19 protein-coding genes are annotated in these 24,193 nt (G+C 74.2%); 11 read left to right on the plus strand and 8 right to left on the minus strand.

Annotated features, from left to right (window positions below):
• The first annotated feature begins 35 nt into the window (after positions 1-35).
• The 5 genes from ACO06A_RS15595 (at position 36) to ACO06A_RS15615 (ending at position 6,475) form a co-directional block, all read left to right on the plus strand.
• The gene (locus ACO06A_RS15595; protein ID WP_421733132.1) at positions 36-536 is read left to right on the plus strand and encodes a single-stranded DNA-binding protein; all 501 of its coding nucleotides are present in this window, start codon (positions 36-38) and stop codon (positions 534-536) included.
• A gap of 161 nt (positions 537-697) precedes the next feature.
• Positions 698-2,380, plus strand: coding sequence for an energy-dependent translational throttle protein EttA (ettA, locus tag ACO06A_RS15600; RefSeq protein ID WP_421733133.1), 1,683 nt, complete (start codon positions 698-700; stop codon positions 2,378-2,380).
• Between the two features lie 106 nt (positions 2,381-2,486).
• Positions 2,487-4,346 carry a dynamin family protein gene (locus tag ACO06A_RS15605; RefSeq protein ID WP_421733134.1) on the plus strand — a complete coding sequence of 620 codons (1,860 nt, stop codon included), beginning with the start codon at positions 2,487-2,489 and terminating at the stop codon, positions 4,344-4,346.
• Complete coding sequence (locus ACO06A_RS15610) at positions 4,343-5,959, plus strand: GTPase (RefSeq protein WP_421733135.1); 1,617 nt, start codon at positions 4,343-4,345, stop codon at positions 5,957-5,959. Before ACO06A_RS15605 ends, ACO06A_RS15610 begins: the two co-directional genes overlap by 4 nt.
• Positions 5,960-5,980: 21 nt before the next feature.
• The gene (locus ACO06A_RS15615; protein WP_421733136.1) at positions 5,981-6,475 is read left to right on the plus strand and encodes an acyl-CoA thioesterase; all 495 of its coding nucleotides are present in this window, start codon (positions 5,981-5,983) and stop codon (positions 6,473-6,475) included.
• Here the strand turns inward: ACO06A_RS15615 and ACO06A_RS15620 are convergent.
• The 5 genes from ACO06A_RS15620 to ptsP form a co-directional block, all read right to left on the minus strand.
• Positions 6,453-8,063 (minus strand): SDR family oxidoreductase, encoded by a 1,611-nt coding sequence (locus ACO06A_RS15620; protein ID WP_421733137.1) that lies wholly within the window; start codon positions 8,061-8,063, stop codon positions 6,453-6,455. The two genes, ACO06A_RS15615 and ACO06A_RS15620, sit on opposite strands and share 23 nt — an antisense overlap.
• Positions 8,064-8,115: 52 nt before the next feature.
• Positions 8,116-9,120 carry a DNA topoisomerase IB gene (locus ACO06A_RS15625; protein ID WP_421733138.1) on the minus strand — a complete coding sequence of 335 codons (1,005 nt, stop codon included), beginning with the start codon at positions 9,118-9,120 and terminating at the stop codon, positions 8,116-8,118.
• Positions 9,121-9,164: 44 nt separating this feature from the next.
• Positions 9,165-10,034 carry an acyl-CoA thioesterase gene (locus tag ACO06A_RS15630; RefSeq protein WP_175348596.1) on the minus strand — a complete coding sequence of 290 codons (870 nt, stop codon included), beginning with the start codon at positions 10,032-10,034 and terminating at the stop codon, positions 9,165-9,167.
• A 70-nt stretch (positions 10,035-10,104) separates the two neighbouring features.
• Entirely contained in the window at positions 10,105-10,488 is a 384-nt protein-coding gene (locus ACO06A_RS15635) for a globin (RefSeq protein WP_175348597.1), read from the minus strand.
• Between the two features lie 22 nt (positions 10,489-10,510).
• Positions 10,511-12,202: a phosphoenolpyruvate--protein phosphotransferase gene (gene ptsP, locus ACO06A_RS15640; RefSeq protein WP_421733139.1), complete on the minus strand. Its 1,692-nt coding sequence runs from the start codon at positions 12,200-12,202 to the stop codon at positions 10,511-10,513.
• Positions 12,203-12,360: 158 nt separating this feature from the next.
• On the opposite strand from ptsP, the gene ACO06A_RS15645 reads away from it, so the two are divergent.
• Complete coding sequence (locus ACO06A_RS15645) at positions 12,361-12,591, plus strand: glucose PTS transporter subunit EIIB (RefSeq protein WP_056092748.1); 231 nt, start codon at positions 12,361-12,363, stop codon at positions 12,589-12,591.
• A gap of 28 nt (positions 12,592-12,619) precedes the next feature.
• Complete coding sequence (locus ACO06A_RS15650) at positions 12,620-13,081, plus strand: PTS sugar transporter subunit IIA (RefSeq protein WP_421733140.1); 462 nt, start codon at positions 12,620-12,622, stop codon at positions 13,079-13,081.
• 2 nt (positions 13,082-13,083) lie between these two features.
• Here ACO06A_RS15650 and ACO06A_RS15655 read toward each other — a convergent pair whose 3' ends face one another.
• The gene (locus ACO06A_RS15655) at positions 13,084-14,190 is read right to left on the minus strand and encodes a mechanosensitive ion channel family protein (RefSeq protein WP_421733141.1); all 1,107 of its coding nucleotides are present in this window, start codon (positions 14,188-14,190) and stop codon (positions 13,084-13,086) included.
• Positions 14,187-16,328, minus strand: coding sequence for a prolyl oligopeptidase family serine peptidase (locus ACO06A_RS15660; protein ID WP_421733142.1), 2,142 nt, complete (start codon positions 16,326-16,328; stop codon positions 14,187-14,189). The genes ACO06A_RS15655 and ACO06A_RS15660 overlap by 4 nt, the downstream gene beginning before the upstream one ends.
• 70 nt (positions 16,329-16,398) lie before the next feature.
• Here ACO06A_RS15660 and malQ point away from each other — a divergent pair, with 70 nt between their 5' ends.
• Together malQ and ACO06A_RS15670 are read left to right on the plus strand one after the other, a co-directional pair.
• Positions 16,399-18,567: a 4-alpha-glucanotransferase gene (gene malQ / locus ACO06A_RS15665; protein ID WP_421736079.1), complete on the plus strand. Its 2,169-nt coding sequence runs from the start codon at positions 16,399-16,401 to the stop codon at positions 18,565-18,567.
• Positions 18,564-19,106, plus strand: a complete 543-nt coding sequence (locus ACO06A_RS15670; protein WP_421733143.1) for a toxin — start codon at positions 18,564-18,566, stop codon at positions 19,104-19,106. The genes malQ and ACO06A_RS15670 overlap by 4 nt, the downstream gene beginning before the upstream one ends.
• Before the next feature lie 110 nt (positions 19,107-19,216).
• Here the strand turns inward: ACO06A_RS15670 and pepN are convergent, their stop codons facing one another.
• Positions 19,217-21,817 carry an aminopeptidase N gene (pepN, locus tag ACO06A_RS15675; protein ID WP_421733144.1) on the minus strand — a complete coding sequence of 867 codons (2,601 nt, stop codon included), beginning with the start codon at positions 21,815-21,817 and terminating at the stop codon, positions 19,217-19,219.
• An 83-nt stretch (positions 21,818-21,900) separates the two neighbouring features.
• On the opposite strand from pepN, the gene ACO06A_RS15680 reads away from it, so the two are divergent.
• Positions 21,901-23,433 (plus strand): phytoene desaturase family protein, encoded by a 1,533-nt coding sequence (locus tag ACO06A_RS15680; RefSeq protein WP_421733145.1) that lies wholly within the window; start codon positions 21,901-21,903, stop codon positions 23,431-23,433.
• A gap of 60 nt (positions 23,434-23,493) precedes the next feature.
• Entirely contained in the window at positions 23,494-24,111 is a 618-nt protein-coding gene (locus tag ACO06A_RS15685; RefSeq protein ID WP_421733146.1) for a DsbA family protein, read from the plus strand.
• Positions 24,112-24,193: the final 82 nt, after the last annotated feature.

Consider the following 24,193-nt stretch of genomic DNA (forward strand, 5'->3'; position numbering starts at 1 on the left):
GCACCCGTCGGGGCGCACGGCACCGGAGGTATCCCATGAGCTCGCAGTCCCTGGACCTGACCGTCGTCGGGTGGATCGGCACCGAGGTGCGGATCCACCACGAGTCGGACGGCGGCGTCCCGTTCACCACGTTCCGGCTGGGCAGCACGCGTCGCTGGTTCGACAAGCAGGCCGGCGTCTGGAAGGACGCCCAGACCGAGTGGTTCAACGTGAAGGTGTGGCGGACCACCGCCCTGAACGCGGCGCGCTCGCTGCGCAAGGGGGACCCCGTCATCGTGCAGGGGCAGCTGTCGACCGAGGAGTGGGTGGGCGCCGACGGCCCGCGCACGTCGCTCGTCCTGGACGCGATCGCGCTCGGACCGAACCTGGCGTTCGGCAGCAGCCATTTCGCGCGGACGGTCAGCCCGTCCGCGGCCGCAGGGGAGGCCTCACCCGCGGACGTCTCCGGTCTGGAGGAGGTCCCCGAGGACGAGGAGGCCGGTCTGACCCCCGTGCTGGACGAGGAGCAGGAGCCCGCGCTGGCCGGCGCCAGGTGATCGCCTAGGCTGGGGCACCGGCAACCCGACGACGTGGCAGGTCGGACCGCGCGCTCCCAGCGGCGCGGTCGACCAGCCTCGCGGGCGAGCCGGACAGCATTGCCCCGAGCACCGAGCGAGCGGGGCGACCCCCATCGAGCACCGAGGCGGACGAAGAGCCAGTGGCTGAGTTCATCTACTCCATGTACAAGACGCGCAAGGCGCACGGCGACAAGGTGATCCTCGACGACGTCACCCTGAACTTCCTGCCGGGCGCCAAGATCGGCGTCGTCGGCCCCAACGGCGCCGGCAAGTCGACGATCCTCAAGATCATGGCCGGGCTGGACCAGCCGTCCAACGGGGAGGCGCGCCTGAGCCCCGGCTACACCGTGGGCATCCTCCAGCAGGAGCCGCCGCTCAACGAGTCCAAGACGGTGCTCGGCAACGTCGAGGAGGGCGTCGCCGAGATCAAGGGCAAGCTCGACCGGTACAACGAGATCTCCGTGCTGATGTCCGAGCCGGACGCCGACTTCGACGCCCTGCTGGCGGAGATGGGCGTGCTCCAGGAGGCCATCGACGCCGCCGACGCGTGGGACCTCGACGCCCAGCTGGACCAGGCGATGGACGCGCTGCGCTGCCCGCCGCCGGACGCCGACGTCACCGTCCTGTCGGGTGGTGAGCGCCGCCGGGTCGCCCTGTGCAAGCTGCTCCTGGAGAAGCCCGACCTGCTGCTCCTCGACGAGCCCACCAACCACCTGGACGCGGAGAGCGTGCTCTGGCTGGAGGCCCACCTCAAGGACTACCCGGGCGCCATCCTGGCCGTCACCCACGACCGGTACTTCCTCGACCACGTCGCGGAGTGGATCTGTGAGGTCGACCGCGGCCGGCTGTACCCGTACGAGGGCAACTACTCGACCTACCTGGAGAAGAAGGGCGAGCGCCTCGCCATCCAGGGCAAGAAGGACGTCAAGCTGGCCAAGCGCCTCAAGGAGGAGCTGGACTGGGTGCGGTCCAACGCCAAGGGCCGCCAGACCAAGTCCAAGTCGCGCCTGGCGCGCTACGAGGAGATGGCCGCGGAGGCGGACCGCACCAGGAAGCTCGACTTCGAGGAGATCCAGATCCCGCCGGGCCCGCGCCTGGGCTCGATCGTCCTCGAGGCGAAGAACCTGGAGAAGGGCTTCGACGGGCGCGTGCTCATCGAGGGCCTGAGCTTCACGCTGCCGCGCAACGGCATCGTCGGGGTCATCGGCCCCAACGGCGTCGGCAAGACCACGTTGTTCAAGACGATCGTCGGGCTCGAGCCGCTCGACAAGGGCGAGCTCAAGGTCGGCGAGACCGTGTCGCTCTCCTACGTCGACCAGTCGCGCGGCGGGATCGACCCCAAGAAGACGCTCTTCGAGGTGGTCTCCGACGGGCTCGACTTCCTCAAGGTGGGCAACGTCGAGATGCCGTCGCGCGCCTACGTGGCCGCGTTCGGCTTCAAGGGCCCGGACCAGCAGAAGCCCGCGGGCGTGCTGTCCGGTGGTGAGCGCAACCGCCTCAACCTCGCGCTCACGCTCAAGCAGGGCGGCAACCTGCTGCTGCTCGACGAGCCCACCAACGACCTGGACGTCGAGACGCTCGGCTCGCTGGAGAACGCCCTGCTCGAGTTCCCCGGCTGCGCCGTCGTGGTCTCGCACGACCGGTGGTTCCTCGACCGGGTGGCGACGCACATCCTGGCGTACGAGGGGACCGAGGACGAGCCGGGCAACTGGTACTGGTTCGAGGGCAACTTCGCGTCCTACGAGGAGAACAAGGTGGAGCGGCTCGGCCCCGACGCGGCCCGCCCGCACCGCGTGACGTACCGCAAGCTGCGCCGCGACTGACGTCCGACCAGGCCGCCCGTCCACCCGGACGGGCGGCCTCGTCGCGCTCACCGCACCTTCTCGGACCTGCGCCTATACGCTCGGCATGACCTGAGAGGCGGTGGCGATGGAGCACGACGAGCTGGTCGGCGCCCTGCTCACGCTGCGCAGCCGCGTCGCTGACGTCCGGCTCCCGCTCGAGACCGCGTCGGCCCCGGTCGCCCGCGCCGACCGCACCCGCGTCCTGGACCAGCTCGACGACTACCTGCTGCCGCGGCTGCGCGATCCTGGCGCACCCGTGCTCGTGGTCGTCGGCGGCTCGACCGGTGCCGGCAAGTCGACGGTGGTCAACTCGCTGGTCGGCGCGGAGGTCAGCCCGTCGGGCGTGCTGCGCCCCACCACCCGCTGGCCGGTGCTCGTGCACCACCCGCTGGACGTGCGCTGGTTCAGCTCGGACCGGGTGCTGCCGTCGCTGTCCCGCGCGGACGCGGCCGGTGAGCAGGGGCTCGCCGGTGCGCGGCCGGGGCTGCGGCTGGTGGCCTCCGAGGCGGTGCCGGTCGGGCTGGCCCTGCTCGACGCGCCCGACGTGGACTCGGTCGAGGAGGGCAACCGCGTCCTCGCGGCCCAGCTGCTGGGTGCCGCCGACGTCTGGCTGTTCGTCACCACCGCCGCGCGGTACGCGGACGCCGTCCCGTGGGAGCTGCTGGCCGACGCCGCCCAGCGGGGCACGCACCTCGCGCTGGTGCTGGACCGGGTGGACGCCGGTGCCGAGACGGCTGTGGGCGAGCACCTGAAGCAGATGCTCGCGGATGCCGGGCTGTCGTCGGCCACGGTGATCGTGGTGCCGGAGGTCGCGCTCGAGGACGGGCTGCTGCCCGAGCACGCCGTGGGGCCGATCGCCGACTTCCTCACCCGGACCGCCACGGACCCGGCCGTGCGCGCGGCGGCGCTCGCCGAGACGTGGGACGGTGCCGTCGCCGACGTGTCCCGCCGGGCGCTCGAGCTGGCCGACGCGGCGGACGAGCAGCGGGCGGCGGACGCGCGCCTGCGCTCGGCGGTGACGGCCGCATACGCGACCGCGTCGGCGCAGATCGCCCACGCGACCTCGGACGGGACCCTGCTGCGCGGCGAGGTGCTGGCGCGGTGGCAGGACGTGGTCGGCACCAGCGAGTGGTTCCGGTCCCTGGAGCAGGGCGTCTCCCGGCTGCGCGACCGCGTGGTGGGGTTCGTGCGCGGGCGCCGACCCGCCGAGCCGGCGCTGGTCGAGGCGGTGGCGCACGGCCTGTCCGCGGTCATCCAGGACGCGGCCGAGGAGGCCGCCGAGCGGGCCCACTCCGCGTGGCGCCACGACCCGGCGGGCCTGGCGCTGCTCGACGGGCTGGCCCTGTCCCGGGCCTCCAGCGACCTGCGCACGCGGACTGCGGAGCAGGTCCGGGCGTGGCAGGGCGACGTGCTGGCGCTCGTCGAGACGGAGGGCGCCGACAAGCGGACGACCGCGCGCGCCCTGTCCTACGGGGTCAACGGGCTCGGCGCGGTGCTCATGGTCGCCGTCTTCGCGTCGACCGGCGGAATCACGGGTGCCGAGATCGGCATCGTCGGCGGGTCGGCCCTGCTCGCGCAGCGCCTGCTCGAGGCGGTCTTCGGCGACGACGCCGTGCGACGCCTCACGCAGGAGGCGCACAGCCGCCTGGCCGCCCGCACGGATGCGCTGCTGGACGAGGAGTCCTCCCGGTTCACGCGTCAGCTGGATGCCACCGGTGCGCGCGGCCGCGACGCCGCCGAAGGCCTGCGGGCGTCGGCGGCGGCGGTGGGGTCGGCGATGGCGGCACGGACCGCAGCGACCGCGTGGGGAGCCGGCGAGCTCCCGGCCGGGGGCAGCGGGCACCTGCGCGGGACGGGGGCCGTCGCCCGGTCGGTGGCTGTGCCCGACCGCGAGGAGCCGGAGCGCTCCCGGTGGTGGAGCCGGTGGTTCCGGGGCGACGGGTGAGCGCCTCGACGGGGAGCTTGGCGGGGAGAGTCGCGGCGCTCGACGAGGCCGTCGGGCTCGCTCGTGGGCGGCTGCCCGACGTCGCCCTCGACGCACCCGCGGCCGTCGTCGCGAAGGCGCGGGACCGCGCGGCGCTGTCCGGTGAGTACACGGTGGTGGCGCTCGCCGGCGCCACCGGGTCGGGCAAGTCGTCGCTGCTCAACGCCCTCGCCGGCGCGCGCATCGCGGAGCCGGGCGTCCGCCGGCCCACCACCGGGCAGCCGGTCGCGGTGATCGTCCCCGCCAAGGGGGGCGAGACGGAGCACGGTGCCGACGAGCTCCTGGACTGGCTCGACGTCCGCCAACGGCACGTGGCCGGCAGCCGCGCGCTGGAGACGGCGACGGGCCTGGTGCTCCTGGACCTGCCCGACCACGACTCGGTGGTGACCGAGCACCGCGCGATCGCCGAGCGCCTCTACGAGCGTGTGGACCTGCTGGTCTGGGTGGTCGACCCGCAGAAGTACGCCGACGCCGCCCTGCACGCCCGCTACCTGCGCGGCCTGCGCGACCACGCCGGGGTCGTCGTCCTGGTGCTCAACCAGGCGGACCGCCTGGCACCCGCGGAGCAACGCGCGATGGTGGCGGACCTGCAGCGGCTGGCCGCCGAGGACGGGCTCGCGGCGTCGCCGGTGCTGGCGGTCAGCGCGTCGACCGGCGCGGGCGTCAGCGAGCTGCGGGACCTGCTCGCCCGTGCGGCCCAGCGCCGGCTGGCGGCGACGGAGCGGGTGACCGGGGACGTGCGGCTGGCGGCGCGTGCGCTCGTGGAGGCCTGCGGCCGGCCGCCGAACTCCCGCCGGGAGGTCGGCGCGGCCGCCGGCCTCGTGCGCGCGTGGGCGTCCGCTGCGGGAGTCGACGAGGTCGCGGACGCCGTGCGGCGCTCGACCAAGCGGTCGGCGCGCGCCACGACCGGCTGGCCGGTGACCCGGTGGGTGGCACAGCTGCGTCCCGACCCGCTGCGACGCCTCGGACTGGGCCGCGACCGGCTCCGGGCGGGGTCCGACGACCTGCTGCGCTCGTCGCGGCCGGCACCGGCGGCGGGTGAGCGAGCCGCCGCGCTCAGCGCGGTGCGCACCTATGTGGACGCCGCGACCGCCGGGGCGCCCGACCACTGGGTCCTGGCCGCCCGGTCACGCGCGGCCGACGTGAACCTCGACGACGTGCTCGACCGGACCGTCGTGCGGGTGCCTGTCGGCGCCGTGCGCGTGCCGTGGACGTGGCGGGTGCTCGCGTTCCTCCAGTGGGTGCTGCTCGCGGTCGCGGTGGCGGGGCTGGCCTGGCTGATCACGCTGGCGGCGATGGCGTGGCTCCAGCTGCCCGCCCCCGAGACGCCGGTGTGGTGGGGGTTGCCCGCGCCGACGCTCCTGCTGCTGGGTGGAGTCGTCGCCGGGCTTCTCGTCGCCGGGTTCGGCTGGTTGGTCGGGGTGGTCGCGGGCCGCAGCCGTGCCGCGACGGCGCGTCGGCGCCTGGGCGCGTCCGTGGCGGCGGCCGTGAACGACCACGTGATCGGGCCGGTGGCCGCCGAGATGGACGCGCTGGCCCGGTGCCGCGCGGCGGCGTCGAAGGCCGCAGCCTGACGCGCTCCTAGGATCGAGCGCATGACTCGCCTCGAGGTCCCCGTGCAGCTGCGCTGGTCGGACATGGACGCCTACCAGCACGTGAACAACGTCGAGATGCTGCGGCTGCTCGAGGAGGCCCGGATCGAGGCGTTCTGGAGCCACCCGGTGGCGCCCGACGGCAGCCGGGCGGAGAGCGCGTGGCCGACCGCGGTGCTGGACGCGGGCCCGGGTGCCGAGCTGTCCACGCTCGTCGCGCGCCAGGAGATCGAGTACCTCAAGCCGCTGGGCTACCGCCGGACGCCGGTGATCGTGGAGATGTGGCTGGGCCACCTCGGCGGGGCCAGCCTCGACGTCTGCTACGAGGTGCGCGACGCGGGCGAGATCGGCCCCGAGCGCGTCACCTACGCCCGGGCACTCACGACGCTGGTGCTCGTCGACGCCGCGACGGGAGCGCCCCGACGCATCGGTGCCGAGGAGCGCGCGGCGTGGGCCGCCTACCTGGAGGAGCCCGTCACGATCCGCCGGCGGCGCTGACGCGTCGGTCAGTGCGGGCGCGCTCGGCTGTCTCTGCGGCACGGGCGATGTTCCGCTGCATGCCGCCGAACACGATCCCGTGGAACGGGTACACGGACCACCAGTAGAGCTGGCCGAGCAGGCCCTTCGGGTGGAACAGCGCGCGCTGGGAGAAGACCGACCGGGCGTCGGAGGTGCCTGTCGGCTCGACGCGCAGCTCCAGCCACGCGAGCCCCGGCACCCGCATCTCGGCGCGCAGGCGCAGCAGGCTGCCCTCCTCGATGGCCTCGACCCGCCAGAAGTCGACCGCGTCGTCCACCAGCAGCTGGAGCGGGTCCCGACGCCCGCGGCGCAGCCCGGGTCCGCCCACCAGCCGGTCCGCGAGCCCGCGGACGCGCCACGCCAGCCCCCACGAGTACCAGCCGCGCTCGCCGCCGACGGCCTCGAGCACCCGCCACAGGGCGGCGGGGGAGGCGTCGACGGTGACCTGCCGCTCGTCGACGAAGAGCGAGCCGCCGGCCCAGTCGGGGTCGCTCGGCAGCGGGTCGCTGGGCGCGCCCGGCACGGAGGCCGAGGACCACCGGGTGGTGACCGCGGCGTCCTGCACGCGCTGGAGGGCCAGCCGCACGGCGCGGTCGAAGCCGATCAGCCCGCCGGGCGGGTCGGGGACGTGCTCGGCGATGTCGTGCTCGTCGCACACCACCTCGTGCACCAGGGACTCGACCAGCGGGCGCGCGAGCCCACCGGGCACCGGGGTCACCAGCGACACCCAGAGGCTGGACAGCTTCGGGGTCAGCACGGGGACGCCGACGATGACCCGCCGGTGCAGCCCGGACGCTGCGGCGTAGCGCTGCATCATGTCGCGGTAGGTCAGGACGTCCGGACCCCCGATGTCGAACCCGCGGCTGACCTCGGCCGGCATCGCCGCAGAGCCGACCAGGTAGCGCAGCACGTCCCGGATGGAGATCGGCTGGATGCGGTTCTCCACCCAGCGCGGCACCGTCATGGCGGGCAGGCGCTCGGTGAGGTAGCGCATCATCTCGAACGACGCCGAGCCGGAGCCCAGGATGACCGCCGCCCGCAGGACCGTCGTCGGCACACCGCTGGCGAGCAGGATCTCCCCGACCTCGGTACGGGACGCCAGGTGCGGGGACAGGTCCTCGCCCTCGGGGTAGAGGCCGCCGAGGTAGACGATCCGCTCGACCCCGGCCTCGCGCGCCGCCTGCCCGAAGACGAGGGCGGTGTGCCGGTCGGTCGACTCGAAGCTGCGCCCGGAGCCCAGCGAGTGGATCAGGTAGTACGCGATCTGGGTGCCCTCGAGCGCGGCGCGGATCTGCTCGGGGTCGGCGGCGTCGGCCGCGGCGACCTCGACGTCGGCGTACCAGGGCCGGCCCCGCAGCCGGTCGGGGTGCCGGGCGATCGCGCGCACGCGGTAGCCGGCCGCGAGCAGCTCGGGGACCAGCCGCCCGCCGACGTAGCCGGTGACGCCCGTGACCGCGACCAGGGGCGCGTCGGCGCGGGGGTGGCCGTCGGGGCCGAGGCCGGGGACCAGCCCGACGAGGGTGTCCGCGACGGGTGCGGGCAGGAGGTCGTCCGGGGCAGTGGCCATCTGGGAAGTCTGCGGTGCCGGGCGCGCCCCCGCACCCGGTCGCGACCGATCCTCAGCCCGCGCTCAGCATCGCCAGGGTCTCGCGCTCCGCGACGGCCTGCGACCGGGTGCGGCGGATCGTCGTGCCGCGCTCCCAGAGCTCGATGACGCGCGGGTCGATGTACGACGCCCGGCACACGGCGGGCGTGTTCCCCAGCTCCTCGGCCACCGCGCGCACGACGTCGGTGACCACGCGGCGGCGGGCGCGCTCGGACGCCGGGGGCGGACCGGCGTCGGCCAGGCCGCGCGCGGCGAGCACGGTCGCGTGCCACGTGCGGAAGTCCTTCGGGGTGGCGTCCTCGCCCAGCTGCCGCTTGACGTAGGCGCCGACGTCCGCGCTGGTCACGTCGTGCCACCCGCCGTCGTCGTCGCGCCAGGCCAGGAGCTCCGGGCCGTCGTCCCGCCTCCGGGTGAGCGTCCGCACGAGGGTGGCGACGTCGTCGTCCTCGACGATCGTGTCCCGCACCTGCCCCGACTTGGCCGGGAAGTTCAGGTGCACGCGGCCGGGGTCGCTCTCGCTCTCGGGCGCCAGGACGCGGACGTGCGAGCGCAGCAGCGTCGCCAGCCCGTAGGAGCCGTGCTGGAGGGCGTACCCCTCGCCGCCGACGCGCAGGTAGGCGAGGTCGAGCAGCCGGAACGCCAGGGCGAGCACCTTCTCGCGGGGCATGCCCTCCAGCGCCAGGTCCGCCCGCACGCGGCGACGCGCGGCGGGCAGGCGGCGGGCGACGTCGAGCACGTGGTCGTGCTTGAGGCGGCCCCGGCGCACCGTCCACTGCTGGTGGTAGAGGTACTGCCGGCGCTCGGCGTCGTCGAGCCCCGCGGCCTGGATGTGGCCGTTGGGCCACGGGCTGATCCACACGTCGCGCCACGCGGGCGGGATGGCGAGCACCGTGATCCGTTCGAGGTGCTCCTCGTCGACGATCCGGACCTTGTCGTGGTCGAGGTAGACGAACCCCCGACCGGCGCGGCGTCGCGACCAGCCGGGGGCGTCGAGGCGGACGCGGCGCAGTCGGACCATCCGGGCAGTGTCACCCGGCCGCGTCCGGTCCGCGCGCGGAGCGGTCAGTCCGGGAAGCGGACCATGCCTTCCTGCGCGACCGACGCCACGAGGACCCCGTCCTGTGTGAACACGCGCGCTGCGCCCAGCCCGCGTCCACCCTGCGCGCTGGGAGTGGACTGCACGTACAGGAGCCAGTCGTCCACGCGGACGTCCCGGTGCCACCACATCGCGTGGTCCAGGGAGGCGATCGACAGCCCACGGGTGACCCACGAGCGGCCCGCCCGCCGCAGGATGGGTTCGAGCATCACCTGGTCGCACGCGTAGGCCAGGAGCGCCCGGTGCAGCAGCTGGTCGTCGGGCAGCGGGCCGCGCGACCGGAACCACACGGCCTGCCGACCGGTCGCCTCCGCGGGCGGGCCCAGGTAGATCGACCCGTCGACGTGCCGGACGTCGAACGCGGCCTCCTGCGTCCAGAACTTGGCCACGGGGTGGTCGATGCCTCCGAGGACGTCCAGCGCGGACGGCACCTCGTCGGGTCCGGGGATCCCGTCCGGCATCGGGTCGGCGTAGTCGAGCCCAGGCTGCTGCTCCTGGAAGGACGTGATCATCGACAGGATCGCCTCGCCGCCCTGGAGCGCGTGCGTCCGGCGGGCGCTGAAGGAGCGGCCGTCGCGCAGCCGCTCGACGGCGAACGTGATGGGCTCGCGCGCGTCGCCGGCGCGCAGGAAGTACCCGTGCAGCGAGTGGGGGAGCCGGCCGTCCGTGATCGTCCGGCCGGCGGCGAGCAGCGCCTGGGCCAGCACCTGCCCGCCGAACACGCGCCCGCTGGGCTGGGGCAGGCTGCGACCGGTGAACTGGTCCGGCGTGCCCGGGTCCTCCTCCAGCCGCAGGATGTCGAGCACGGGGGCGGTCGGGTCGGGCTCGATCGTCATGGACCGCAGCGTCTCATGACGAGCACGCCCCACCCGGGGTCCGCGCGGCGTGACGTCGGTCGCAGGGACCTCAGTCGTCGAACGTGTTGAGCATCGAGTGCGCGGCCCGCTCCAGGTAGTCCCAGAGCTCCGCGTGGTGCAGCGGCGCCAGGTCCAGGCTGTCCACGGCGGCCCGCATGTGCAGCAGCCAGCGGTCACGTGCGTCGGGGTTGACCTTGAACGGCGCGTGCCGCATGCGCAGCCGCGGGTGCCCGCGCTCGTCGGAGTAGGTGGTCGGTCCGCCCCAGTACTGCTCGAGGAACAGGGTCAGCCGCTCGGCGGCCGGGCCGAGGTCCTGCTCGGGGTACATGGGTCGCAGCACCGGGTCGGCGGCGACGCCGCGGTAGAACTCGTCGACCAGGCGGACGAACGTCTCGTGGCCGCCGATCGCCGCGTAGAAGGAGTCGGATCTCACCGGCCAATCCTCACACGCGAACTCAGAGCCCCAGCTCCTCCAGCACGGGCAGGCCGGCCCGCACGACGGCCCGCGCGTCCGCCGCACTCGAGGCGGCGAGCGCCAGCTGTGCGAGGCGGCGGCACTCGTCGAGCGGGGTCACGGCCAGCAGTGCGGCGACGTCGGGGAGCGCCCGCGGGGTCATGGACAGGGAGGACACCCCGAGACCCACGAGCACGACGGCGAGGGCCGGGTTGGCGGCCGCCTCGCCGCACACCCCGACCGGTCGGTCCTGCTGCGCGCCGCCCGCGCAGGTCGCGGCGACCAGGTGCAGGACGGCGGGCTGCCACGGGTCGGACAGCTCGGCGACGGCACCCAGCAGCCGGTCCGCGGCCATCGCGTACTGCGTGAGGTCGTTGGTGCCGATGCTGGCGAACGCGGCGTGCGCCAGGATCGGACCGGCCAGCAGCGCGGCGCTCGGCACCTCGATCATCACCCCCGCGACGGGCAGCCCGTGGGCGGCGCAGGCGGCGACGAACTGCTGGGCCTCGTCGACGGTGGACACCATCGGGGCCATCACCCAGACCTCGGCGGTCTCGGCGGCGGCCGCCCGGGCGATCGCCGCCAGCTGGTCCTGGAGCACCTCGGGGTGGCGCGCGGCGGTCCGCAGGCCACGGACGCCGAGCGCCGGGTTGACCTCGGGGTCCCCGGCGAGGAACGGCAGCGGCTTGTCGGCACCCGCGTCGAGCGTGCGGACCACGACCTTGCGACCCGGGAAGGCGGCGAGCACGCGGCGGTACGCGGCGACCTGCTCGTCGATGCTCGGTGCCTCCTCGCGGTCGAGGAACCCGAACTCCGTCCGGAACAGCCCGACGCCCTCGGCCCCCGCGGCGGCTGCCGGTGCCGCGTCGGACGGGTCGCCCACGTTGGCCAGCAGCTCGACGTGGCGCCCGTCGGCCGTGTGCCCGCGCCCGTCGAACGTGCGGACCTGCGCGGCGAGCGCCAGTGCCGCGGCCACCTGCTCGTCGGTGGGCCCGACGGTCACGGTCCCCGCGGCGCCGTCGACCAGCACGAGGCCCTCGGCCACCACGGCCGCCTCGACGCCCCGCGCGGCGACCACCGCGGGGATGCCGCGGGAGCGCGCGAGGATCGCCGTGTGCGAGGTGGGCCCGCCGGCGCCGGTGACGAGGGCGAGCACGCGGTCGGTGTCGAGCGTCGCGACGATGGCGGGCGCCAGGTCCCCGGCGACCAGCACGAACGGCGCCTCGTGCGCGGGGACGCCTGGGGCTGCCCTGCCGGTGAGCTCCGCGACGAGGCGGTCGCGGACGTCCGCGATATCGCGCACGCGCTCCGCGAAGTACCCGCCGAGCGCCTCGAACTGCGCAGCGACGGCCTCCGCGGCCTCCCAGACGGCGCGCTCCGGCACCAGCCGGTCGTTGACGACGCGCTGCTCGGCGTCGGCCACGAGCGTGGGGTCCGCGGCGATCGCGGCCGTCGCGTGCAGGAGGTCGGCGCTGTCGCCCTGGGCGCGGTCGGCGGCGGCGTCGAGCGCGGCACGGACCACCTCGGACGCGGCACCGACCCGCTTGGCCTCCGCGGCGTAGTCGGTGCCGGGTGGCAGCCGACGGCCGGACGGCGGCTCCGCGATCGGGTCGGGCATCAGCACGGCGGGCGCGACGACGCGTCCTGGGCTGACCCCGATGCCGGTGATGACCGTGGGGGATGGCTGGCTCACCTGGCGGGACCTCCTCGTCGACCTGACGGCAGTGTGGTCCTTCGATGTCCGCGGACGCCACCCGCCACGCGCGTCCGGCACTGCGAGGCTGAGGTCGGTGTGCCAGGGTTACGCTGGCCCTTGGCGCAGACCGGCGCCGGTCGAGCTGGGGAGTTCCATTGAGCAAGGCAGAGCAGATCCTCGCAGCGCTGGGCGGCGACGGGAACGTCGTCGACCTCGAGCCGTGCATCACCCGGCTCCGCGTCGAGGTGAGCGATGCCCATCTGGTCGACGAGGCGGCGCTGAAGGCCAGCGGCGCGTTCGGCGTGGTGCGGTCCGGCCGCATCGTCCAGGTGATCGTCGGCCCGGAGGCCGACAACCTCGCCGCCGAGCTCGACAGCCTGCGCTGACCGGCCGCCGCGGCCCCGGGCGCGACGGATGACCACCCTGCGGTTGCTCAGCCCGCTGGGCGGCGTCGTCCGGCCCGTCTCGGAGGTGCCCGACCCGGTCTTCGCGGAGGGCATGGTCGGTCCCGGCGTGGCCATCGAGCCGCAGCACGTGCAGACCCAGACCGTGCTGGCCCCCGCGGACGGGGTGATCGGCGCCCTGCACCCGCACGCGTTCGCCCTCGAGCTCAGCGAGGGACGGACGATCCTCGTCCACCTCGGCATCGACACGGTCGGGCTGGCCGGCCAGGGCTTCACGCTGCACGTCGACGGCGGCCAGGCCGTGCGCGCCGGCGACCGCCTCGTGACGTGGTCGCCCGTCGACGTGTCCGCCGCCGGGCTGACGACCATCTGCCCGGTGATCGCGCTCCAGGCCGATCCGGAGGCCCTCACCCTGCTGGTCGCCGACGGCGCCACCGTTAGGGCGGGGGACCCGCTGCTCGACTGGGCCTGACGTCAGCGGGGGTCCGGCTCCTCCGTCGCCACCGGCTCCTCGCCGATCGCGGCCACCCGCGCGTCGCGGCCCGACATCGCGTCGTCGATCGGGGTGCTCCGCGGGTCACGTGGCATGGGCGCTCCGCCGTCCACCGCGGCCTCCCGCGCCTCGCCGTCGTGGGCGCCGAGGGCCGCCCGGTGGGTGGCCATGAGGTCCCGCTGCCCGGCCAGGGGCACGTCGGCCCGGTCCAGCGCGTCGCGGGCGGCGATCCGCAGCTCCCGGGCGACCTGCCACTGCATCGCAGGGGAGGTCTTCACCTTGAGCCGGAGCGTGACCGCGTCCGCGCTCAGGCGCTCGATGCCGGTGATCGTCGGCTCGCCCAGGATGTGCGCACCGACGACCGGGTCCTTCACCACGCGTGCCGCGGCCTCGGCGAGCAGCGACCGCACCTGGTCCAGGTCGGCGAAGTAGTCCACGTCGATCTCGACCACCGCCGTCGCCCAGCCCTGGGTCTTGTTGCCGACGCGCAGCATCGTGCCGTTGGGGACGTACCAGAGCGTCCCGTCCGCGTCCCGGATCTTGGTGACCCGCAGCGAGACCGCCTCGACGGTGCCGTTCGCCGGACCCACGTCCACGACGTCGCCGACTCCGTACTGGTCCTCCAGCAGCATGAACAGCCCGGTGAGGAAGTCCTTGACCAGACTCTGGGCGCCGAACCCGACCGCCACGCCGATGACCCCGGCCGACGCGATGAACGGGGCGATGTTGACCCCGAGGGCGTCGAGGACCAGGAAGAACGCGATGCCACCGACAACGATCGTCGCGGTCGAGCGGAGCACCGAGCCGATCGTCCGAGCTCGTTGGGCGCGTCGCGCATTGGCCAACGGGTTGGCCTTGGCCAGCACGCTGCCGACCGCGGACTCACCGAGCGGGCCGCGGTCGAGGATCGACGAGCCGTCGGCGATGTGGTTGGTGATCCCGCGGATCGCGCGACGCAGCAGGACCAGCACGATGCTGCTGATCACGACGATGAGGATGATCTTCAGCGGCAGCCCGACGAACCACTCGGCCCAGGACTGCGCTGACGTGACGTCCTCCGGGGCCGGCGACGGCGCGGTGGCGATCATGCGGCGCCCCCGGCCAGGCCGGTCCGGTCCGCGACGAACTGGAGCTGCTCCACGGTCAGCCCGATGGTCCGGGACAGCGCCCGCCCGCCGTGGCCGACCCCGCGCTCGCGGCGGACGAGGATCGGAGCCTCGCCGCTGGTCGCGGCCTGGAGCGCCGCGGCGAGCTTGCGGGCGTGCAGCGGGTCCACCCGGGTGTCGCCCTCGAACACCGTGAACAGCGTGGCGGGGTACGCGGTCCCGTCGACCACCCGGTGGTACGGCGAGTAGCCGACCAGCCAGCCGAGCTCGGTCGGGTCGTCGGCGTCGCCGTACTCCTCGGTCCACGTGACGCCGAGGCCGAACCGCTGGTAGCGGACCATGTCGAGCAGGGGCGCCGAGCAGACGACGGCGGCGAACAGGTCGGGGCGCTGGGTCAGCGCGGCGCCGACGAGCAGGCCGCCGTTGGAGCCGCCCCAGCACGCCAGCTGGTCCGGGGTGGTCCAGCCCTGCGCGACGAGGTGGTCGCCGACGGCGTGGAAGTCGTCGAACACGTTCTGCTTGTGGGCCCGCATGCCCGCGCGGTGCCACTCCTCGCCCTCCTCGCCACCCCCGCGCAGGTTGGCGACGACGTACACGCCGCCCGCCTCGACCCACGCGAGCGTGGTCGCCGAGAACGCCGGGTCGAGGGAGATCTGGAACCCGCCGTACCCGTAGAGGATCGTCGGCGCGGGAGCCAGGGGGTGGCCGTCGGCGTCGAGCGCGTCCGTGCGGGCGACGACGAACGCGCGCACGGTGGTGCCATCGGGGCTGGTGACCTCGATCTGCCGCGCGCGGACGTCCGGCAGGTCGGCGACGAGCCCGGGAGGCGACGCCCACAGGGTGGTCTGCCCGGTGCGTGCGTCGAACCGGTGCACGCTCGTGGGCGTCGTGTGGTCCGTGTAGGAGAACCAGATCTCCGGGCCGCCGTCGGGTCGCGTCGCGAGGCCCGAGATGGAGCCGAGCCCGGGCAGCGTGACCGCGTCGGGGAGCCGCTGACCCGTCCGCGGGTCGTGCGCGCTGACGTCGGAGACGGAGTGCCGGCGCCAGGACGCGAGCAGCAGGGTCGGCGTGGTGTCGTCCCCGCCGCCGTCGATGAACGCCACGTCCTCGAGGACCGCCGTGGGGTCCTCGGCGAGCAGGGTGGTCCAGTGCTCGACGCCGGGTGCCGTCGGGTCGGTGACCGCGATCCGGCCGCGGGGCGCGTCGAGGTTGGTGTGCACGTACAGCCGGCCGTCGCGGGCCACCCACGCGCCGGTCTCGGCGTCCAGGCCGACGGCGACGTCGACGAACGACGGGGCGTCGAGGTCGCCGGCGGAGAGGTCGGCGATCCACACGTCCGTCCGGGGTGCCGTCCCGGCGGACGCCGACACGATCAGCCAGCGCCCGTCGCGGGAGACCGACACGCCGTAGTAGTTGGTGTGATCGAGGCCCGCGCCGAACACCTCGACGTCGTCGGTGGCGGGGGTGCCCAGCCGGTGCAGCCAGACGCGGCGGTGGTACTGCGCCTCGTCCTCCGGCAGGGTCTCCGGGGGCAGCCGGCGCACGTAGTAGAACGCCTCGCCGCCGGGCAGCCACGCCACGGGGGAGTACCGCGCGCGGTCGATCGGTCCGTCCACCAGCTCGCCGGTGACCACGTCCAGGACGTGCAGGACGCTCTCCTCGGTGCCGCCGGACGACACCTGGTACGCGACGAGGTGGCCCTCCTTCGACGGCTGCCACGCGTCGAGCGTGGTGGTGCCCGCCGGGTCGATCGCGATCGGGTCGAGCAGGACGCGCTCGTCATCGCCCTCGGCCACCACGACCACCGCGTGCTCCTGGTCGCCGGACCGGCGCGAGAAGAACCGGCGTTCGCCACGCCACGCGGGCGGGCTCACGAACCCGGCGCCGAGCAGGTCCCGGAGCCGGGCGGTGAGGGGATCGGTGGCGAACGCGCCGCTGGTGCCGAGCGAGTCGCGGTACTGCGCGTACAGGTCGTCCTGCGCCGACGACCAGGCCTCGGTCTCGTCGGACCCCTCGTCCTCCAGCGCGCGGAACGGGTCGGCCACGCGGTGCCCGTGCAGGTCCTCGACCAGGTCGGTCCGCGGGGCGGTCGGGTACGTGCGCAGAGCGGGTGCGGTCATGGTCCGCAAGGCTACGACGACCGGCTGGGACGGTGCGCGAGTGACGCAGTCGGGAGCGTCCGTCCTGCGTATGCGCGCAGGGCTCTGGCAGGATCGGCGTGTGGCAGACGACCCGGCAACCGCGTCCGACGCCCTTCTGCGCCTGGCGGGGGCCTACGGGGTGGTCCCGGACCACTGGGACTTCCACGGGCAGAGCCGGCGCGCGTCGGCGGCCACCCTCCAGGGGGTGCTCGGGGCGCTCGGTGTCGACGCGTCCTCGCCAGAGCGCGTCGACCTGGCCATCGCTCACGTCGAGGACATGCCGTGGCGCCGCGTGCTGCCGCCGGTGCTCGTCGTCCGCGAGGGTCGGCAGGCCCACGTGGCCGTCCACGTCACGCACGGTGACCCCGTCGAGGTGTGGATCGAGCTGGACCCCGAGGTAGGTGGCGGTCGGCGCGAGGTCGCGCAGGCGGACGTCCCCGTCGACCCCCGGACCGTCGACGGCAGGCTCGTCGGCCGCGCCACCTTCACGCTGCCCACCGACCTGCCGCTGGGCTGGCACGAGATCGTCGCCGAGGGTCCCAGCGCGTCGGCGCACAGCCCGCTCGTCGTGACCCCGTCCCGGCTGGAGCTCCCGGAGCCGCTGCGTGAGCGCCGCACCTGGGGCCTCATGGCGCAGCTCTACTCCGTCCGCTCGCGGGCGTCGTGGGGGGTCGGCGACCTCGCGGACCTCGCCGAGATCGGCTGGCTCGCCGGACGTGAGCTGGGCGCGGACTTCCTGCTCATCAACCCGCTGCACGCCGCCGAGCCGACCGTCCCGCTCACCCCGTCGCCGTACCTGCCGACCACACGCCGCTTCGTCAGCCCGCTGTACATCCGGGTCGAGGACGTGCGCGAGACGGGCTACCTGTCGTCGGCGGACCGGGCCCTGGTGGAGTGGGCGGCCGAGCCGGTGCTCGCCATGGACGACGACGCGGGCCCGATCGACCGCGATGCGGCGTGGACCGCCAAGCGCGCGGCGCTCGAGGTCGTGTTCGCCGCCCCGCGGTCGGCCGCACGGCAGGCGGCGTTCGACGCGTTCGTCGCGCAGGAGGGCGCCGGGCTCGAGACGTTCGCGCTCTGGTGCGCGCTCGCGGAGAAGTACGAGAACCCGGCGCTGTGGCCCGCCGAGGCGCTCGACCCGTCGTCGAGCCTCGTCACCGGGCTCCGTGAGGAGCTGGCCGAGCGCGTCGAGTTCCACACGTGGCTCCAGTGGATCGCCGACGAGCAGCTGGCCGCGGCTCAGCGTGCCGCGCTCGACGGGGGCATGGCGCTCGGGATCATGCACGACCTCGCCGTCGGCGTGCACCCCGAGGGCGCGGACGTGTGGGCGCTGGGCGACGTGCTCGCCCGTGGCGCGACCGTCGGCGCCCCGCCGGACATGTACAACCAGCAGGGGCAGAACTGGTCGCAGCCGCCGTGGCGTCCCGACGCCCTCGCCCGCGCCGCGTACCGGCCGTACCGAGACATGCTGCGCACCGTGCTCCGGCACGCGGGCGCCATCCGGATCGACCACGTGATCGGGCTGTTCCGACTCTGGTGGATCCCCGAGGGCGCCGACTCCGCGGACGGCGCGTACGTCCGCTACGACCACGAGGCCCTCGTCGGCATCCTGGCGCTCGAGGCGCACCGCGCGGGCGCCGTGGTGATCGGGGAGGACCTGGGCGTGGTCGAGCCGTGGGTGCGCGACTACCTGTCGGAGCGGGGGATGCTCGGCACGTCGGTGCTCTGGTTCGAGCGCGACATGCACGGCGCGCCCCTGGCACCCGAGCACTACCGGCCGCTGGTGCTGGCCACGGTGACGACGCACGACCTGCCGCCGACCGCCGGGTACCTGGCCGGCGAGCACGTCGCCATCCGCGAGCGGCTGGGCCTGCTGACCGACCCGGTGGAGGTGGTCCGCGCGGCGGCGCTGGCCGAGAAGGACCAGATGCTCGGCGTCCTGCACGACCGCGGGCTGGTGGGCGACGACCCGTCGGAGCGCGAGATCGTCGAGGCGCTGCACCGGTACGTCATGGCGACACCGTCGGTGCTGGTGGGCGTCTCGCTGGCCGACGCGGTGGGGGAGCGACGCGCGCAGAACCAGCCGGGGACCGACCAGGAGTACCCGAACTGGAAGGTGCCGCTCGCGGACAGCTCGGGCCGGGTGGTGCTGGTGGAGGACCTGTTCACCAACCAGCGGCTGCGGTCGCTGGCGGCAGTCCTCAACAGCGGAGTATGAGCGAGCAGCTGCGCCGCGTCCGCGTCGTGGGGACCTCTGGCTCCGGGAAGACGACGTTCGCGCGTCGGCTGGCGGCGGTCCTCGACGTGCCGCTCCTCGAGCTCGACGAGGTGTTCTGGGACGCCGGATGGACGAAGAGGGACCCGGAGGAGGCGCGCGCCCTGATCCGGCAGTTCGTCACGGCGTCCGACCGGGGGTGGGTCACCGACGGCAACTGGACCACCGGCACGGTCGGGATGCTCGACGACGCCGACGCGTTCGTCTGGCTCGACTACCCGCGCCGGACCGTGATGCCCCGGGTCGTCCGCCGGACCCTGCGCCGCGGGCTGCTGCGCACGGAGCTGTGGCACGGCAACCGGGAGGACCTGCGCAGCCTCCTGAACGCCGACCCGGACCAGAACGTGGTGCTGTGGTCGTGGACGTCGCACGCCCGCAACCGCACCAGGTACACGGCGCTCGCGGCCGAGTCCCCGATCCCGGTGATCCGCCTACGCAGCCCGCGCGAGGCGAACCGCTGGCTGGCGACCCTCCCCGGCTGAACCTGCCGAACCCGCCGAACCCGCTGAACCCGTGCTCGCGTGAAGACTTCGTCGCGTCGGGCGCAACGAAGTCTTCACGCGAGAGCACCGTGCCGGTCGGGGTGCGACGCCTACGCGCGGCGGAGGTCCGCCTGCTGCGCCGCGAGCGCCCGGCGGACGCCGTCGCGGGACTCCAGGACCAGCCGGCGCAGCGCCGAGGGGGCGTCCGGGTGGCCGTCGAGCCAGGCGTCTGTTGCGCCCAGCACGTCCACCGACGCGTCGTCGGCCAGCTCGGTCGGGTAGAGGCCGACGACGATGTTCTGCGCCATCTCGTTCGTCTTGTCCGCCCACACCGTCTCGAGTCCGGCGAAGTAGGGCTCGACGAACGGCAGGAGCAGCGCGCGGTCGTGCACGCGGCCGAAGCCGGCGATCGTCGCCGCCTGGAGCGCGTTCGGCAGCCCGTCCTGGTCCACCACGGAGGTCCAGGCGGTCGCCTTGGCGTCGGCCGTCGGGACAGCGGCGCGTGCGGCCGCGGCTGCCCGCTGACCCGTCGCCGTGGCGTCGTCCGCCAGCTGCGCGGCGATGTCCGCGTCGCCGGCACGCCCGCCGGTGACCAGCGACGTGAGCAGCTCCCAGCGCAGGTCGGTGTCGATCGACAGGCCGGCGAGCGTGGCCTGCCCGTCGAGCAGGTCGCGGACGGCGTCCAGCTGCTCGGTCGTCGCCGCGCGGCCCGCGAAGGACTTGACCAGCTGGAGCTGCGTGTCGGAGCCCGCCTCGGCGGCGCGAGCCAGAGCGAGCAGGCGGTCGGCCGCGGCGATCTCCGTGACGGACCGGTGCTCGGGCGCCACGTACAGGTCGAGTGCGGTGGACAGCTGGCGCAGGAGGACGAGCACCACGGAGGAGTCGGTCTCGTGCGCGATGTTGTTCAGCACCAGGTCGACGAAGTCCCGGGCCGGGGTCTCGCCGTCACGGGTGGCGTCCCAGGCCGCTGTCCACACGAGCGTGCGGGGCAGCGAGTCGTCGAACTTGCCCAGGTGCTCGATCGACGCGGCGAGCGACTGCGCGTCGAGCCGGACCTTGGCGTACGCGAGGTCCCCGTCGTTGACCAGCACGAGCGCCGGGCGCGGCACCCCCACGAGCGCGGGCACCTCGGTGCGAGCGCCGTCGATGTCGAGCTCGACGTGGACGGTCCGGACCAGACGCCCGGTCGTCGCGGAGACGTCGTAGCCGCCGATGGCCAGGCGGTGCGGGCGCTGCACGGGGTGCTCGTCGGGCACCTCCTGGAGGACCGCGAACGACGTGATGACGCCGGCGTCGTCGACCTCCAGCTCCGGACGGAGCAGGGTGACCCCGGCCTGCTCCAGCCAGAGGCCGGACCACGCGGACAGGTCGCGACCGCTGGTGGTCTCCAGCTCGGTGAGGAAGTCGCGCAGCTCGGTGTTGCCCCACGCGTGCTTGGCGAAGTACGCGCGCACGCCGGCGAAGAACTCGTCCTGGCCCACCCAGGAGACGAGCTGCTTGAGCACGCTCGCGCCCTTGGCGTAGGTGATGCCGTCGAAGTTGACCTCGACGTCCTCCAGGTCGCGCATGTCAGCGACGATCGGATGCGTGGAGGGCAGCTGGTCCTGGCGGTAGGCCCAGTTCTTCTCCAGCGAGGAGAACGTGGTCCACGCGCTGGTCCAGCGGGTGGCCTCGGCGGTCGCGAGCGTCGACATGTACTCGGCGAACGACTCGTTCAGCCACAGGTCGTCCCACCAGCGCATGGTCACCAGGTCGCCGAACCACATGTGCGCCAGCTCGTGCAGGATCGTCACCGCGCGGCGCTCGATCGTGGCGTCGGGGACCTTGGACCGGAACACGTAGGACTCGAGGAACGTCACCGCGCCCGCGTTCTCCATCGCGCCGGCGTTGAACTCGGGCACGAACAGCTGGTCGTACTTGGCGAACGGGTAGGGCACGCCGAACGCGCGCTCGTAGAAGTCGAACCCGGCTCGGGTCAGGTCGACGATGTTGTCGGTGTCCAGGTGCTCGGCGAGCGACTCGCGGCAGTACACGCCCAGCGGGATCGTGCGGCCGTCCTGGCTGGTGAGCTCGCGGTGCTCCGAGTGGTACGGGCCGGCGATGACGGCGGTGATGTACGACGAGATCCGCGGGGTGGTCTCGAACGTCCAGGTGGCGGTGCCCTTGTCGACGCCCCCGTTCCGGTTCACGCCGTCCACGACGTCCACCGGCGCGCCCACCTGCGGGTAGTTGGACACCACGGTCCAGTGCGCGGGGGCGGTGACGGTGAACGTGAAGGTGGCCTTGAGGTCGGGCTGCTCGAACACGGCGAACACGCGCCGGGAGTCGGCCACCTCGAACTGCGAGTACAGGTAGACCTCGTCGTCCACGGGGTCGACGAAGCGGTGCAGGCCCTCGCCGGTGTTCATGTAGGCCGCGTCGGCGACGACGATCAGCTCGTTGTCGGCCGCGAGGCCGTCCAGCCGGATCCGCGCGTCGGCGACCACGTCGGCGACGTCCAGCGACCGCCCGTTCAGGGTGACCTCGTGCACGGTCGGCGCGATCAGGTCGATGAAGGTGCTCGCCCCCGGTGTCGCGGTGAACCGCACCAGGGTGCGGGAGGCGAACGTCGTCGGCCCCGTCGTGAGGTCGAGCTCGACCTCGTACGACTCGGTGGCGACGACGGAGGCGCGCTCGCGCGCCTCGGCACGGGTGAGGTTCTCTCCAGGCACGCAGGTACTCCTCGGGAGTCGATCGGTGGGCTCTTGGCCGGGTCGATCATCGCACGCAGAGGCCCGCGGCCTAGGGTCGTGGCATGCACGCGACCTACGACGCCGTCATCGTCGGTGGGGGCCACAACGGCCTGACCGCCGCCGCCTACCTGGCTCGCGCGGGGCGGACGGTCCTGCTGCTCGAACGCGCGGACCACGTGGGCGGCGCGACGCTCTCGGCGCGGGCGTTCCCGGGCGTGGACGCCAACGTGTCGCGCTACTCCTACCTCGTCTCGCTCCTGCCCCGACAGGTCCGCGACGAGCTCGGGCTGCGCATCGAGCTCCGCCGCCGGCGGATCTCCTCCTACACGCCCGCCGCTGGGGGTGGGCTGCTCGTGGACACGGCCGACGACGCCGCGACCGCCGCCTCGTTCGCCTCGGTCGACGCCGGCGGAGACGTGGACGCGTGGCGCGCGTTCGGCGCCCGCACCGGCGCGCTCGCCACGCGGCTCTGGCCGACGATGACCGAGCCGCTGATGTCGCGCACCGACGCCCGCCGGCTGCTCGGTGCGGACGACTGGCGCGACCTGGTCGAGCGGCCGGTCGGCGAGGTGGTCGACGCGACCTTCGGCTCCGACCTGGTCCGCGGGATCGTGCTGACGGACGCCCTCATCGGCACGTTCGCCCGCACCCACGAGACCGGCGGCCGGCCGAACCGGTGCTTCCTCTATCACGTCATCGGCGGCGGGACCGGGGACTGGGACGTGCCGGTCGGGGGCATGGGCGCGGTCGCAGGGGCGCTCGAGGCGGCTGCGCGACAGGCGGGTGCCGAGCTCCTGACCTCAGCCGACGTCACCGCGATCGAGCCCGGCGACGCCGAGGTCGCGTGGACCGACGCCGACGGCGGCGAGCACCGGGTGGGCGCGCGGCACGTGCTGGCCGCGTGCGCACCGGCCGTGCTCGACCGGCTGCTCGGGCGGGCACCCCGCGAGGCGCCCGAGGGTGCGCAGCTGAAGATCAACATGCTGCTCACGCGCCTGCCGCGGCTGCGCTCCGGCATCGACCCGCGCACCGCCTTCGCCGGCACGTTCCACGTCCACGAGTCGGCGACCGAGCTGGAGACCGCCTATCAGCAGGCCGCCGCCGGACGCATCCCCGACGTTCCTCCGGTCGAGACCTACTGCCACTCGCTGACGGACGACTCGATCCTCGGGCCGGGGCTGCGTGCGACCGGCCACCAGACGCTCACCGCCTTCGGCCTGCACATGCCCGCGCGGCTCTTCGTCGCGGACCCCGGGGGCTCGCGGGCCGCCGCGCTCGCGGCCACGATGCGTTCGATCGACAGCGTGCTGGCGGAGCCGCTCGAGGACTGCCTCGCGCGCGACGAGCACGGGCGGCCGTGCCTCGAGGTGCGCAGCCCGGTCGACCTCGAGGCCGATGTCGGCCTGCCCGGCGGGCACATCTTCCACCGCGACCTGACGTGGCCCTGGGCGGAGCGTGACGACGAGGTGGGCGCGTGGGGGGTCGAGACGGCGGACCGGCGCGTCCTGCTCGCCGGGGCGGGCGCGCGGCGTGGGGGTGGCGTCAGCGGGATCCCCGGTCGCGCGGCTGCGATGGCGGTCCTCGGGACGGTCTGAGGGAATAGCCCTGCGCGTCCGTATGGTTGCGCGAGGCACCGACCACCCCGGAGGACACCTGTGACGAGCACGCCCACCGCCCGACCCGTCGTCGACTTCTGGTTCGACCCCGCGTGCCCCTGGGCGTGGATGACGTCTCGCTGGATGGACGAGGTGAGCGCGATCCGGGACGTCGACGTCCGCTGGCACGTGATGAGCCTGTCGGTGCTCAACGAGAAGCGCGAGCTCCCCGACTCCTACCGGGAGCTCATGGACGAGTCGTGGGGTCCCGTGCGCGTGATCATCGCCGCGGCGCGCGACCACGGCGACCAGGTGATCAAGCCGCTCTACGACGCCATGGGCACCCGCCGCCACCCCGGCGGACGGCGCGACACGTCGGCGATCATCGCCGAGTCGCTGGTCGAGGTCGGGCTGCCCGCCGAGCTGGCCGAGGTGGCCGGCACGGAGGACGTGGACGCCCTCCTGCGCGAGTCGCACGGTGACGGGATCACGCTGGTCGGCGACGACGTCGGCACCCCGGTCGTCGCGATCGACGGTGTCGGGTTCTTCGGCCCCGTCATCACGCCCGCGCCCACCGGCGAGGCCGCCGGACGCCTCTTCGACGGGCTCGCCCTGATGACCAGCGTGCCCGGCTTCTACGAGCTCAAGCGCTCGCGGACGGCGGGACCCTCGTTCTGACGGTGCGGCAGGCCGTGCGGCCTGGGCGATTGGCCCGCCCGGTTCGTCCCGTGTGATCCTGGTCGTCGGACGCGCCCGCGAC

It is taken from the genome of Cellulomonas sp., from assembly GCF_965229465.1.
In the GTDB taxonomy this organism is placed as follows: domain Bacteria; phylum Actinomycetota; class Actinomycetes; order Actinomycetales; family Cellulomonadaceae; genus Cellulomonas.

Excerpts from the sequence above, each read along its gene's own strand:
- ACO06A_RS15650 (WP_421733140.1), top strand. The coding sequence starts at position 12,620 with ATGACCACCCTGCGGTTGCTCAGCCCGCTGGGCGGCGTCGTCCGGCCC.
- ACO06A_RS15620 (WP_421733137.1), bottom strand. The coding sequence starts at position 8,063 with ATGGCCACTGCCCCGGACGACCTCCTGCCCGCACCCGTCGCGGACACC.
- ACO06A_RS15630 (WP_175348596.1), bottom strand. The coding sequence starts at position 10,034 with ATGACGATCGAGCCCGACCCGACCGCCCCCGTGCTCGACATCCTGCGG.
- ACO06A_RS15605 (WP_421733134.1), top strand. The coding sequence starts at position 2,487 with ATGGAGCACGACGAGCTGGTCGGCGCCCTGCTCACGCTGCGCAGCCGC.
- ACO06A_RS15680 (WP_421733145.1), top strand. The coding sequence starts at position 21,901 with ATGCACGCGACCTACGACGCCGTCATCGTCGGTGGGGGCCACAACGGC.
- ACO06A_RS15655 (WP_421733141.1), bottom strand. The coding sequence starts at position 14,190 with ATGATCGCCACCGCGCCGTCGCCGGCCCCGGAGGACGTCACGTCAGCG.
- ACO06A_RS15595 (WP_421733132.1), top strand. The coding sequence starts at position 36 with ATGAGCTCGCAGTCCCTGGACCTGACCGTCGTCGGGTGGATCGGCACC.
- ACO06A_RS15660 (WP_421733142.1), bottom strand. The coding sequence starts at position 16,328 with ATGACCGCACCCGCTCTGCGCACGTACCCGACCGCCCCGCGGACCGAC.
- malQ (WP_421736079.1), top strand. The coding sequence starts at position 16,399 with ATGCGCGCAGGGCTCTGGCAGGATCGGCGTGTGGCAGACGACCCGGCA.
- ACO06A_RS15615 (WP_421733136.1), top strand. The coding sequence starts at position 5,981 with ATGACTCGCCTCGAGGTCCCCGTGCAGCTGCGCTGGTCGGACATGGAC.
- ACO06A_RS15625 (WP_421733138.1), bottom strand. The coding sequence starts at position 9,120 with ATGGTCCGACTGCGCCGCGTCCGCCTCGACGCCCCCGGCTGGTCGCGA.
- ACO06A_RS15670 (WP_421733143.1), top strand. The coding sequence starts at position 18,564 with ATGAGCGAGCAGCTGCGCCGCGTCCGCGTCGTGGGGACCTCTGGCTCC.